Source organism: Kribbella flavida DSM 17836 (assembly GCF_000024345.1).
GTDB lineage: Bacteria > Actinomycetota > Actinomycetes > Propionibacteriales > Kribbellaceae > Kribbella > Kribbella flavida.
The window spans coordinates 7,310,465-7,323,447 of the sequence record NC_013729.1 but is presented as its reverse complement, the minus strand read 5'-3'; the positions used below and the strand labels follow the sequence as shown (position 1 = coordinate 7,323,447).

The 12,983-nt window shown below is 70.5% G+C and carries 10 protein-coding genes; 6 read left to right on the top strand and 4 right to left on the bottom strand.

The genetic code is table 11. From position 1 onward, the window contains the following. Positions 1-68: 68 nt before the first annotated feature. Positions 69-1,394: a hypothetical protein gene (locus KFLA_RS33970; RefSeq protein WP_012924377.1), complete on the bottom strand. Its 1,326-nt coding sequence runs from the start codon at positions 1,392-1,394 to the stop codon at positions 69-71. Between the two features lie 289 nt (positions 1,395-1,683). Next, positions 1,684-3,543, bottom strand: a complete 1,860-nt coding sequence (locus KFLA_RS33965) for an acyl-CoA dehydrogenase (RefSeq protein WP_012924376.1) — start codon at positions 3,541-3,543, stop codon at positions 1,684-1,686. Between the two features lie 230 nt (positions 3,544-3,773). On the opposite strand from KFLA_RS33965, the gene KFLA_RS33960 reads away from it, so the two are divergent. After that, positions 3,774-5,075, top strand: a complete 1,302-nt coding sequence (locus tag KFLA_RS33960) for an MFS transporter (RefSeq protein WP_012924375.1) — start codon at positions 3,774-3,776, stop codon at positions 5,073-5,075. 1 nt (position 5,076) lies between these two features. Then, complete coding sequence (locus KFLA_RS33955) at positions 5,077-6,240, top strand: anhydro-N-acetylmuramic acid kinase (RefSeq protein ID WP_012924374.1); 1,164 nt, start codon at positions 5,077-5,079, stop codon at positions 6,238-6,240. Between the two features lie 28 nt (positions 6,241-6,268). Here the strand turns inward: KFLA_RS33955 and KFLA_RS33950 are convergent, their stop codons facing one another. Further along, a complete protein-coding gene (locus tag KFLA_RS33950) occupies positions 6,269-6,742 on the bottom strand; it encodes a P-loop nucleotide/nucleoside kinase family protein (RefSeq protein ID WP_237706663.1) in 474 nt (157 codons plus the stop codon). A gap of 74 nt (positions 6,743-6,816) precedes the next feature. On the opposite strand from KFLA_RS33950, the gene KFLA_RS33945 reads away from it, so the two are divergent. After that, positions 6,817-7,917 (top strand): DNA polymerase III subunit beta family protein, encoded by a 1,101-nt coding sequence (locus tag KFLA_RS33945; RefSeq protein ID WP_012924372.1) that lies wholly within the window; start codon positions 6,817-6,819, stop codon positions 7,915-7,917. Here the strand turns inward: KFLA_RS33945 and KFLA_RS33940 are convergent. Further along, positions 7,914-8,360 (bottom strand): GNAT family N-acetyltransferase, encoded by a 447-nt coding sequence (locus tag KFLA_RS33940; protein ID WP_012924371.1) that lies wholly within the window; start codon positions 8,358-8,360, stop codon positions 7,914-7,916. The two genes, KFLA_RS33945 and KFLA_RS33940, sit on opposite strands and share 4 nt — an antisense overlap. Positions 8,361-8,570: 210 nt before the next feature. Between KFLA_RS33940 and KFLA_RS33935 the strand changes: the two genes are divergently transcribed. The 3 genes from KFLA_RS33935 (at position 8,571) to KFLA_RS36135 (ending at position 12,978) form a co-directional block, all read left to right on the top strand. After that, the gene (locus KFLA_RS33935) at positions 8,571-10,490 is read left to right on the top strand and encodes a DUF8094 domain-containing protein (RefSeq protein WP_012924370.1); all 1,920 of its coding nucleotides are present in this window, start codon (positions 8,571-8,573) and stop codon (positions 10,488-10,490) included. 776 nt (positions 10,491-11,266) lie between these two features. Further along, positions 11,267-12,076, top strand: coding sequence for a DUF4145 domain-containing protein (locus tag KFLA_RS37740; RefSeq protein WP_148256808.1), 810 nt, complete (start codon positions 11,267-11,269; stop codon positions 12,074-12,076). Between the two features lie 245 nt (positions 12,077-12,321). Continuing rightward, the gene (locus KFLA_RS36135) at positions 12,322-12,978 is read left to right on the top strand and encodes a G5 domain-containing protein (RefSeq protein ID WP_012924368.1); all 657 of its coding nucleotides are present in this window, start codon (positions 12,322-12,324) and stop codon (positions 12,976-12,978) included. The last annotated feature ends 5 nt before the right edge of the window (positions 12,979-12,983 follow it).

Genomic DNA, 12,983 nt, shown 5'->3' with positions numbered 1-12,983 from the left:
CGTGAGGCGGCCCGGGGGCCGGCGGCGCGGCGAAGGCGCGGAGCGGAGCCGGCGCGGCATCGATGTCGTCACCGGACACCGCCGTAGATTCGCTCGACCCGTTCGGCCAGGTCGTCGGAGAGGGCGCCGAAGCCGGTCGCGACCATGGGGTTCTCCGGGTCGAGGGTCCAGTACGGGACCGGCGTGCGGTCGATGCCGAACAGTCCGCCCGCCGGCGCCACCCGCAGCCCGAGCGGGGTCTCGCCACGGCTCACGGTCTGCGCGCAGGTCTTGCACGCCGGTACTTCGGTGTCGTCCGCCCAGGCCGCCGTCATCGTGCCGGACGGGTGAGTCGGGTCGAAGAAGCAGGGCGGCAGCAGGTCGTTGCCCTCGGCGACCTGGAATGCCTGCCGTGCCAGCACGAAGGCACCGGTCACGGCGAGCACGTCGTCCGGCTCGGCCTTGCGCAGGGTGCGAGCCGCCTCCAGCCGGGCGCCGGCGTCGTCGCGCCGGTCCAGCCTCGCCCGCGTCCGCTCCCGGCGAGCGGCGTCCGCGTCGTCGCCTGCCCGGGAGGCGGCCAGGACCTGCTTCTCGAGCGCGCGCAGGGCGCGGCCGGCCTTGGGGATCCAGCGATCGGCCTGGGACGTGACGGTCGACAGCTTGACCTCGGCCGCCGACGAAGCCGCCTGGGCGGGAAGCTCGCGGGAACGGCCGGACGTGCGGCGCCTGGAGGGGGCCGGCCGGTGCTTCCAGCTGCGCAGGACCAGGATCAGGACGAGCAGGAAGCCGGCCAGGCCGCCGATGCCCATCCCGGTGAAGGCGGCCCGGTCCTCCTTGTCCGTCGCGGACGGGCCGGAGCGCTCGCGCTGCGCCGACTCCTTGAGATCGCTCGCCGGGACGTCCGGCAGCGGACGGCCGTCGTACGCCGTACCGGCCTGCTGGATGGTGCGGACGATCCTCGGCGCCGGGCGGTCGGTGACGATCTTGTTGTCCTGCTCGTCGTCCACCTGCACGCGGGTCAGCGACCGACCCTTCAGACCGCCGGCCCGGACCAGCAGTTCGTCGCCGGACCAGTACTCGTCCGAGACGGTCCAGACCAGGTACAGGCCGGGCTGCCCGACCCGGCCCTGCAGCAGCGTGGGGAACTCCGCGTACCGCTCCCGGTCGAAGCCGTCCCGCGGCAGGATCGCGACGTACACCCCGAACCCGGCGGCCGCCGAGGCGGCGCGGATCCGGTCCAGCTCGGACCGCGGGAACGCCGGACGCATCGCGGGCTCGACGTAGATCGGGTCCTGGCGCCAGGCGGCGGCGATCTGGTCCGGAAGCTCCGGGGTGACGGCGTGCGCCGGGCCGGCGGGAACGACGGCGAGCAGCGCGAGCAGCAGCGCGGCGAGGCAGCGGGAACGGGCGGACATCGCGGACAGCGTACGACGGCCGATGGCATGCACGCCTCACTGACGCGGCAGAGTCACCGGCGGTTCCGGGGCGGACAGCGCACGCCCCTGGCTCGGACAGGGGAGACCGGGTCAGGGACGTGCACTGCGCCGGGCGAAACGTTGCCGCAGGCAGCAGCTCGCCACCAGGCCAGATCCCGGGGCATCCCGGGGCAGATCAGCCGGCTGCCGGCGGCGGCGTGCACCGCGAGGTGGAACGGCGCCCTCCGCAGAGAGGGGTACACCTGCGGAGGGCGCCGGCTTCGGGGGGTCAGAACGCGGACTCGGGCAGGTCCATCACGTCGAGGTCGGTCATCTCGGCCTTGATCCGCTCCGCGCGCACGGTCGGCATCGTCGAGCGGACGAACCACTGGGCCGCGGCCACCTTGCCGGTGTAGAAGTCCTGGTCGGCCGGCGACAGCTCGCCGCCGAGCTTGTCCAGCGCGACCTCGGCCTGCCGCAGCAGCAGCCAGGAGCAGACCACGTCGCCGAGCACGTAGAGCAGCCGGGAGGTGTTCAGCCCGACCTTGTAGACGTTGCGCGGGTCGCCGTTCTCGGCCTGCGGGTTGCTGGCCATCAGCGCCTGGCCCATCACGCCGAGCAGCTTCTGGGTGTCCTCCAGGCCCTGGGCGAGCAGCCCGCGCTCCTGCTTCAGCCGGCCGTTGCCGGCCTCGGAGGCGGCGAAGCCCTGGATCTGCTCGGCCAGGTGGCCGAGCGCCTTGCCCTGGTCCTTGATGATCTTGCGGAAGAACAGGTCCTGGCCCTGGATCGCCGTGGTGCCCTCGTACAGGGTGTCGATCTTGGCGTCCCGGACGTACTGCTCGATCGGGTAGTCCTGCAGGAACCCGGACCCGCCGAAGGTCTGCAGCGACTCGGTGCCGAGCAGCGTCCACGACTTCTCCGAGCCGTAGCCCTTGACCAGCGGCAGCAGCAGGTCGTTGACCCGCTCGGCCTCGTCGTCGTGCTCGCCCGCGTACCGCGCCTGCTCGGCCCGGTCCTGGTACGTCGCGGTGAACAGGACCAGCGCGCGCAGCGCCTCGGAGTACGACTTCTGCGTCATCAGCGACCGGCGCACGTCCGGGTGGTGGGTGATGGTCACCCGCGGCGCGGTCTTCGCGGCATTGGTCAGGTCGGCGCCCTGGACCCGCTGCTTGGCGTACTCGAGCGCGTTCAGGTAGCCGGTGGACAGGGTGGCGATCGCCTTGGTGCCGACCATCATCCGGGCGTACTCGATCACCTGGAACATCTGCGCGATGCCGTCGTGCACCTCGCCGAGCAGGTAGCCTTTGGCCGGGGCGTTCTCGCCGAAGGTGATCTCGCAGGTGGTGGACACCTTGATGCCCATCTTCTTCTCGACGTTCGTCACGTAGGCGCCGTTGCGCTCACCGGTCAGCTCGCCGGTCTCCAGGTCGAAGTCGTACTTCGGCACGATGAACAGGCTGAGCCCCTTCGTGCCCGGTCCGCCGACGCCCTCGATGCCCTGCGGGCGGGCCAGCACCAGGTGCACGATGTTCTCGGTCATGTCGTGCTCGCCCGAGGTGATGAAGCGCTTGACGCCCTCGATGTGCCAGCTGCCGTCGTCCTGCAGCGTCGCCTTGGTCCGGCCCGCGCCCACGTCGGACCCGGCGTCCGGCTCGGTCAGCACCATCGTGGCGCCCCAGCCCCGCTCGATCATGTGCCGGGCGATCACCTTGTCCCGCTCGGTGCCGTTGCGCCACAGCACGTGCGCGAAGTTCGGTCCGGCGGCGTAGATGTGCACGGCCGGGTTCGCGCCCAGCACCATCTCGGCCGCGGCCCAGCGCAGCGAGGGCGGCGTCGGCTGGCCGCCCAGCTCCGGCGGCAGCTCGAGCTTGAACCACTCGGCGTCCATGTAGGCCTGGTAGCTCTTCTTGAACGACTCCGGCATCCGCACTTCCTGCGTCTGCGGGTCGTACACCGGCGGAAAGCGGTCGGCGTCGACGAACGACGCGGCGAGCTCGTTCTTGGCCAGCCGGTCGATCTCGGACAGCACTTCCCGGGCGGTGTCGACGTCCATGTCGGCGTACGGACCCTGTCCGAGCACCTGGTCACGCCCGAGCACCTCGAGCAGGTTGAACTCGATGTCCCGCAGATTCGACTTGTAGTGGCTCACGTGGCTGCCCCTGCCTGTTCGCTGACTTTACTCACGAGTAACTTGAGTATATACCCGCCGGTAACGACCGCAAAGCGACATTGCTGTGAACTGCGCGGCGGCCGGCTGGATCGGGCCGGCGTCACCGGCCGCTGCAGGCTCTGACTCGCGGTGACGGAAGTTGTAGACCAAGATGGTCCCCATCAAGGGAGGAAAGTTACCGGGGGCCGAGGCGAGCGGGAGAGGACCCGATGAGCAGCTCAGCAGCGACGCCGACGATCGACGCCCGGCGGCACCGCCGGTCGCTGGTGGCCGGCACGGTCGGCAACTTCGTCGAGTGGTACGAGTTCGGCGCCTACGGCTTCTTCGCCACGGTGATCGCGGCGAACTTCTTCAGCAGCACCTCGACCAGCGACGCCGAGAGCCTGATCAAGACCTACGCCTCGTTCGCGCTGGCGTTCTTCTTCCGGCCGATCGGCGCCGCGGTCTTCGGCCGGATCGGTGACCGGATCGGGCGGCGGCCGACGCTGATCCTGGTCCTGCTGCTGATGACGTTCTCGACCACGCTGATCGGACTGCTGCCGACGTACGCGACCGTCGGTGCGGCGGCGCCGTGGCTGCTGACCCTGGTCCGCGCGCTGCAGGGGCTGTCCGCGGGCGGCGAGTTCGGCGGCGCGGTGGCGATCATGACCGAGTTCGCGCCGCGGACGAAGCGCGGCCTGTACGGCGCCTGGCAGTCGCTGACCGTCGCGCTCGGGCTGCTGGCCGGCGCCGGGCTGGCCGCGATCCTGGCGACCGTGCTGAGCACCGAGGCGCTGCACGACTGGGGCTGGCGGGTGCCGTTCCTGCTCGCGCTGCCGCTCGGCCTGGTCGCGCTGTTCCTGCGGCTCCGGCTGGACGAGACGCCGAACTTCGCCCGGGTCCAGCAGGGCGGTGAGCGGGTTCCGGCCGACCGGGGCGAGGTGGCCAAGGCGATCGCGCTCGGCATCGGCCGGCTGATGGGCTGGTCCGCCGCCGGGTACACCTTCCTGGTGGTGATGCCGTCGTACCTGCAGGCCACGCTGAACGCGACGTTCCAGCAGGCGCTGGTCGCGACCGTGCTGGCGAACCTCGGCTTCGCCGTCTCGATCATGCCGGCGGGCTGGATCAGCGACCGGGTCGGCCGCCGGCCGGTGATGGTCACCGGGGCCGCGCTGGTCGTCGTGCTGGCCTTCCCGCTGATGAACCTGCTGCAGGACAAGGAGAGCTCGACCGCGCTGAAGGGGGTCGCGGTGTTCGTCGCCGGCCTGGTGGTCGGCCTGATGGCCGGGCCGGGGCCCGCGATGCTGGCCGAGATGTTCCCGACCCGGGCGCGCTACACCGGGCTCGGGCTGGCGTACTCGCTGTCCAACGCGGTCTTCTCCGGCTGCGCGGGGCTGATCATCACCGAGCTGATCAAGCGGACCAAGAACGTCGACATCCCGGCCTGGTACGTCGTGATCACCTGCGCGGTCAGCGTGGTCGCGCTGCTGACCTTGCGCGGCGACGACCACCGGCGAGAGCTGAGGGACTGAGATGCGGGTCATCGGCCTGATGTCCGGCACGTCGTACGACGCGATCGACGCGGCCGCGGCGGACCTGCGGCTGGACGGCGACGAGCTGGTCCTGCAACCGCTCGGCCTGCTGAGCCGCCCGTACTCCGACGAGTTGCGCGCCGAGCTGGTCGCGGCGTTGCCCCCGGCAAGTACTTCGCTGGCGGCGGTGACCCGGCTGGACACCGGCATCGGCCAGGCCTTCGCGGCGGTCGCGGAGCAGGCGGTCGAGCAGTTGTGCGGCGGCCACGCGGACCTGATCGTGTCGCACGGCCAGACCGTCTTCCACTGGGTCGACGAGAGCGCGGTCCGCGGCACGCTGCAGCTCGGGCAGCCGGCCTGGATCGCGGAGGCGACCGGGACGGCCGTCGTGTCGGACCTGCGGTCGCGGGACGTCGCCTCGGGTGGCCAGGGTGCTCCGCTGGTGAGCCTGTTCGACGTGCTGTGGTTGCGCGGGCGGGCCGGTTCGCCGGTCGCGCTGAACCTCGGCGGCATCGCGAACATCACCGTCGTGCCGCCGGACGGCGATCCGGTCGCCTTCGACACCGGACCGGCGAACGCGCTGATCGACGCGGTGGTCGGCGAGCTGACCGCGGGACAGCTGACGTTCGACGCCGACGGCATGATGGCCGGACGCGGGTCCGTGCACCCCGGACTGTTCGAGCGGCTGCTGGCCGAGCCGTACTACGCGCGGCCGGCGCCGAAGAGCACGGGCAAGGAACTGTTCCACCTCGGCTACCTGGCGGAGCGGATGACCGGCCTGCCCGAGATCGCGCCGGACGACGTGGTCGCCACCGTGACGGCGCTGACCGCGCGAACCGTCGCCGACGCGGTCAAGGCGTACGGCGGCACCGAGGTGCTCGCGGCCGGCGGCGGGATCCGCAACCCGGCCCTGATGCACCGCCTGGCCGACGAGCTGGACGGCGTACCGGTGCGCAGTACCGACGATCTCGGTCTGCCGTCGGTCGCGAAGGAGGCGTACGCGTTCGTCGTCCTGGGCTTCCTCACGCTGAACGGCCTGCCCGCGACCGTGCCGACCTGCACCGGCGCCCGGCACGCGTCGGTCCTCGGCTCGATCACCCCGGGCAACGGACCGTTGCCGATCGGCTCGGCACCGAAAGCGCCTGCCTCGCTCCGGATCGAGTGACTCGCCGCAGCCCGGTCATGGCCGGCCGCTACTCCTGGACCCAGGCGAGGATCTGCTCGGCGGCTTCCTCGGGGGTGCCGTCGCCGGGGACCGAGCGGGGCACGAGTTTGCGGGTCTCGGCCGCGTCGTGGATCGCGGCGTCGATGGCGGCGGCGTCCCAGCCGCGGGCGGCGAGTCGCTCCCGGCGTACGGCGTCCGGGCAGTCGAGGTGCAGCCAGCGGCCCTCGGGCAGCTGGCTCGGGCTCAGCGGGGAGAGCAAGAGCACGGGGATGCCGGAGCGGCGGACGAGCTCGGTGATGCGCCGCCAGACCAGGTTGTACGCCGGCCAGTGCGGAGCGCCGCTCTGATCGGCGATCGTGATGCCGAGCAGGCTGCCCTCGTCGTCGAGCAGCTCGTCCATGTCCATCACCACGAGCCCGCCGGCGCTCAGCCGGAGCAGCTCGGGCACCACGGTGGACTTGCCCGCGCCGGGCGCTCCGGTGACCACGAACAACCTCGACACGCCCCTATTCTCACCATCGGCGCCGGTACGCGCGCGTTGACCTTCGAGTCGCTCGAAGGCCGAGGATCGGGGCTGTGGTGGACGACCTGGTGAACATCAGCGCCTTCGCGCGGCGGGTGGGGCTGACGCCCAGCGCGCTGCGGTTCTACGACGACTGCGACGTGCTGCGCCCGGCGGTGGTCGACGAGAGCAACGGCTACCGGTACTACGCGCCCGAGCAGGAGCCGCGGGCCCGGTTGCTGCGGGACCTGCGGGCGATCGACCTGCCCCTGCCGGAGGTGCGCCGGGTGCTCGACGGGGAGCCGGCGCTGGCGGCGTCGGTGGTGGAGACGCATCTGCGGACGGTCGAGCAGAAGGCGGCGGCGACCCGGCAGGCGGCAGCGCGGATCCTCGGCACGCTCGGCGTTCCGGCTGCTGCGGTTCGAGAGCGTGGGGTGACGCTGGGTGGGCCTGAGCTGGCGAGTGCGATCCGTCAGGTGACGCCGTCGGCGGCGGAGGGGGACGAGTTGCCGGTGCTCGCGTGTGTGCGGATCGAGCTGGCGGAGGACGAGGTGACGCTGGTTGCGACTGACCGGTACCGGCTGGCCGTCCGCAAGCTGCATCCGCAGGCGTTCAGCGGTACGCCGGGGGCGGTGCTGGTGCGGGCTTCGGAGCTGACTGAGCTGACGCGGTGGGTAGCGTCCGCGGGGAGTGTGCAGCTGGACGTCACGCCGACCCAGGTTGTGCTGAGCCGCTCGGAGCCCCACGGTGCACTTGCGGGAGATGTCCGGGAGCTGCAGGTCGTGGAGGAGGAGTATCCGGCGTACCAGGCGATCCTGGAAGGGCTGGGGCCGCCGGTGTGCCGGGTCCTGGTCGACCGCCTGGCGCTGGCCGAGCTACTCGGAGCCGCCGACGTCGTTGCGCTGAGCATCGAGCCCTCGCAGGTCACGGTCGAGGGCAGTTCCCCGGCCAGTCAGCCGTCGGTGCCAGGTGGGCACTTGGCGGCGCTCGTGTCGGGTGAGCCGCTGCGGATCGGGTTCACCGCCCGGCTTCTGACGGCCGCCCTGCACACCGGCGTCGGCCCGGACGTGCTGCTGGAGATCCACGCTCCAAACCGCCCGGTCGTCATCCGCTCCGCCGACCAGGGCACCTTCACCACCCTCGTCATGCCCACCCGCCTGCCCGAGTACACCTAGGCGCCGAAGTCGATCTCGAACGTCGGGTACTCGGGCTGCGGACACCGCACACCGCGATAACCCAGCCGCTCGTAGAACGGCGCCGCCCGATCCTCGTGCGCCTGCCACTCCAGCCACCGAACCTGCCCCTCCGCCCACTCCACCACCGCCGCGACCAGCGCGCGGCCGACTCCAGTACTCCGTTTGGTCGGGTGGACGTAGAGGTCGTGCAAGCGACCCTGGTTGCGGCGGCCCGCGCGGAGGTGCGGTCCGTAGTTCTGCGCGGCGGCGTAGCCGATCAGTCGGCCGCCTGGTTCGGCGTACCCGAGGATGAGCCAGCGCTGGTCGGCCAGGAGCTCGGCGTAGATGTCGCCGGCATCCGACTCGGTCTGATCGGTGCCGAAGCCCTGGACGAGCGGCCACAGGTCGGACCAGTCGGCGGGCGTCAGGCGGCGTACGGGCATGGTTCAGCGTGTCAGCCGGCAGGGCGGGGCGCAGGTGGTTTTGCGGGCGGGCCGGGGTCGAGGGGCGTGGGCGCGTAACGGATTCGTTGCCTGGGCAGTTATCCGTGGACGACGGGCAGTCCTGCGCGGGTGACATGTCACCCGGCAACGGCTGTGCCGGCCGGTCCTCCGCCTCGGATCCGGTGTGTCGTTCAACGGGAGCCCTTTGCCATGCGTTTCGCCCGCGTCGTTCTCGGTCTGCTGCTTGCCCTGGTGGGGCTGCTCGTCACGGTTGCCGCGGCGGCCGCCGCGTTCTGGCTGGTCGGGCCCGACAGCACCGTCGACACGGGTGAGCAACGGCTGACCGGGCGCGGGCTGGCCGTGGCGACGGCGCCCGACTTGCTGGACCGGCACGGGTTCACCCTGCGGGTGACGGCGCAGAGCGACCGGCCGGTTTTTGTCGGCATCGCGCACGACCTGGACGTGGCGAGCTACCTCGGCGCGTCGGCGTACACGCGGGTGGTGCGGTTCGACCCGCCGGCGACGTTCGGCACGCAGGAGATGAAGGGCGGGCAGAGCAAGCTGAACCCGCCGGCCGAGCTGGACTGGTGGGTCGCGGAGGCGAGCGGCGCCGGCGAGCAGACGGTGCGCTGGTCGACGCACGACGGCGCGTACGACGTGGTCGTGATGAACGCGGACGGGACGCCGGGGACGGATGCGCGGGTCACTGTCGGGATGGAGCTCAAGGGGCTTTTCGGTACCTGCCTGATCGTTCTCGGAGTCGGTCTGATGCTGCTGTTCGCCGGGCTCTGGCTGGCGTTCGCCAAGCGCCGTCCCGGGGCGCCGGAGAACACCACGACCCCCTTCCCGGTCGCCCAGTACGCCGCTCCGGGAACGCAGTACCCGGCACCCTCGGTCACTTCGGCTCCGAGTCCGGCCGACGGCGGGGAGCGGCCGCAGCCCGCCCCCGTCGGCAGCCGGCCGGCCGACGCCTCCGAGTCGAGCCCGGACACCGGACCCAGCCAGAACTCCGGCTCGGACGACGACTCCGAGCCGGGCAACGGGACGCAGTCGGGTGGGGGTTCGGGGGAGCGGCCGCGGCCGGTGCCGGGGATTCCGCCGCAGTACCAGGTGCCGGCGTACACGCCGCCCCGGGTGCCGGGCACGGTCCGCCGGGTGGCGGGGGTGCTGACCGGCGGTTTGGTGTTGCTGACGGCAACCGGCTGCGTGGCGATGCCGGTGCGCAACAGTGCGGCGGCGCCGTTCACCCGGGCGGCGGTGACGGTGGCCGACGGGCAGGCGGTGGTCAAGCGGTACAACGAGGTCAACAACAAGGCGAACCAGGCCCGCGATGCCCAGCTCGCCGCGACGATCGAAGCCGATCCGACGCTGGCGATGACCCGGGCCGGGTACCAGATCGGGCGGAAGACCGACCCGGCCGGCAAGGACAGGATCAAGCCGTTCAGCTACACCGACCCGCGCATCGGCGCCCCGCAGTACGGCAGCTACCCGATGCGGTTCGTGGTCAGCTCGGGCGTCTCCACCAGCCCGGACAGTCGCCAGCTCGGGGTCTGGGAGCGCACGACGGCCGGCGACCCCTGGACGCTGAAGTACTCCGTCTACCCGAGCGCCACGATGAAGCTGCCGCCGATGGAAGGCCTGCGCCCGCCCACGAAGGCTGACATGGCCGAGCTCGCCGAGCTGCCCCAGACGGCCGCCGCGAACCTGGCCGCGTACCTGTCCGGCGGCGCCGGGTCCCCGACGGCCGGCCGGTTCGTCCCGTCGCCCGGCACCGTCGACCTGCTGACCGACCGGGCCAAGGACAAGATCGCGGACATCAAGGAGAGCTACATCTCCACCGTCACCGACACCTTCCGCCCGTACGGCGAACCGCTGACCTTCATCACCGCGACCGGCGAGGCGCTCGTCTTCCTGGCTCTCACCGAGCAGTACCTGCAGCGCATCGAGCCCGGCTCCAACGCGTACTGGACCAGCGGCAGCGCCACGGCCTTCAGTAGCCACGTCAAGTACACCCAGACCCTGCACCAGGACTACTTGCACCAGGTCGCTCTCGTCATCCCCGCCAAGGGCCAGGGCAAGGTCCGCATCCTCTCCCTGGACGGCCAACTCGTCGGCGCCGGCGGCAGCTGACCGGAAGTAGAAGTGGGATAAGGGCAATTCAGCTGGCTCAGGAACTTCCATCACAAGCGATCATGTAGTACGGCTCATCAGTTCATTCAAGCCCTAGATGTTCTGAGTCAGGTAAGTAAAATACGGTCGACCAGCCGCTGCCGAGCAGGGGCTGGGCGACAGCATCATGGTCGGCGGTTGGGGGATTCTAGATGGCCATGTATCAACCGCCGATCCCGAGACCCAAGCGCCGCAATGCAGTCCTGCGTCTGTACGACGGTCCGCTGTACCGCGACTGGGCGTTCTGGCTGACGGTTGCCAACGTCGCTCTCCCGATAGTCTCGCTACCAGCCAGCGAGGTGCCGAGTTCATCACCCCTCTGGGTCGACATCCCCTTGGGAATTGTGCTTTTCGGCGGAACCTTCGGCGTACTACCGGCGTGGCTGCGCTTGCTTTTCCGGAGGTGGCGTTGGCGCCGGGCGCAGCGTTCGCAGCAAGAGGTTCGCCCGGACGCGCCGGGACGGCCGACACACGGAACTGCGCCGTTGGTCCAGCCCGCACCCCGGTCGACCGCTCCGCATCGGCTACAGGACGCCCTTGAACTGCCGGCCGATCGAGCCCACCACGGTCCTCAGGTGCCGGAATTCCCATGGCACGTTGCGCCGACTGTACCTCAGGTGATGCCAGTCGCTCAGGTAACGGTGCCACCAGGGGCTGCTCACTCGAGCGGTTCATCTGATGCGTTCAGTGCAGCACGAAGGTCTCTTCCGCACCCCATAGCGCGGGCGGTTCGCATTGTGCAGCAGGCACACACGCCAAGGGATGAATATGAGGCGGTGATCGATGCAGGGGAAACCCTCGCGATCGTGATCAGCGTGACGGCTGCCGCCCTGCTGAAGGACCATGCTCGGACGGGCTCGGGAAGTGACACGGCGTTGCTTGCCGAACCTGCTTTGGCAAGGCTGAAGCAAGCCTATGTCGGCAGCGGTGCGATGTTCGGAACGTGGACCAACTGGCTAGCCAGTTTGAACGCACTGGTCACCGCGCACCCGGCGCTGATTCCAGGTTTCCGTGAAGCACTGGAAAGTCGCCCGGACGAACCGAGTGTTGTGGACCACTTGAACGTCTTGCGGAATGAGCGCAACCGTGCCGCCCATGGAGACAAGCCACACACACGGCAGGAGGCCACGCTTCGGCTAGCAACCTTGAGGCCACATCTGGAAGGAGCTCTGCACCGAGCTCGCTTCCTGGAGGACGTGCCTTGGCTCCTGACGGTCTCCTCGTCGTACCAACCACGCACGGACAATTTTGCGGTCGTCACCAGACGAGTGATGGGCGACCATCCGGACTTCGAGAAGCAGACCTTCACCTGGTCGCGGCCGGTCGCCGACGAGATGTTTTACGTCCTCGGCCCCAGTGGTCCGCTGAGTCTGTCCCCGTTCGTAGCCAGCCGGTTCTGTGGACACTGCCGGCAGTTGGAGGTTTGCTACGCGTACAAGACAGGCAAGCGCCAAGGACCGGCAACGTTCAAGAGCTTCGATTCGGGTCATGACATCCCCGCCGATGAGCTCGGTGACGACCTACGTGGACTCCCAGGGCGTGACTAGCCTCTCTGCGTCTGGATGGGTTGTCCGCACCGCGCACCTCAGCGGCGTGGGCGTCGAGGCGCCGCGATGGACGCCGGTGCGTTAGGCAGGTCTGACAAGCACCGGGTGAGTCGTACGTACCGCGGATCCGGGGTTGGTGGCGGTGCGCGGGAATCGCAGGCCGGATCGGCGTCGACCGAAGCTGGTCCGCTGATCGAGCTGCGTGAGCCCTTGCCGAGGGCGGTGCGGAGGACGATGGTGTCGGCATGCGTGGGGGATGGGTCGTTGTCGTGGTGGGGTTGGCCGGGCTGGTCGGGGGTTGTGCCGCGGAGAGTGGCGGTGATCCGTCCGCGGCCGGATCGGCGGTGCCGGCCGCCGCTCCGGTGAGCCGGGCGCCGACCAGTACGCCGTCGAACCCGCCGCCGAGTACGCCGTCGAGCCCGGTGCCGGAGTCGCCGCCGAGCAAGGCGGCGCAGCCGGTGCGGCCCAGTGCGCCGGTTCTTGTCCGGCGGCTGGTGGTGGAGACGCGGGCGGTGGCGTTCCGGCGGGTGACGGAGAAGGACGCGTCGCTCGAGAGCGGGGAACGGGTGGTCACCACCAAAGGCAGGGCCGGCGTCCAGCGGCTCACGTACGAGGTGACGTCGAAGAACGGCGTCCAGGTACGCAAGCGGCTGGTACGCCGGGTGGTCTCCCGGCAGCCGGTGGCCGAAGTGACCACCATCGGCACCAAGAAGGCCGCCGAGGAGACCAGCACCGGTGGCTGCGATCCCAACTACAGCGGGTGCGTGCCGATCGCGAGCGACGTCGACTGCTCAGGGGGCAGCGGCAACGGACCGGAGTATGTCGCCGGGCCGGTGCAGGTGACCGGCTCCGACGTCTACCGCCTCGACGCCGACAACGACGGGATCGGTTGCGAGGACTGACCTCG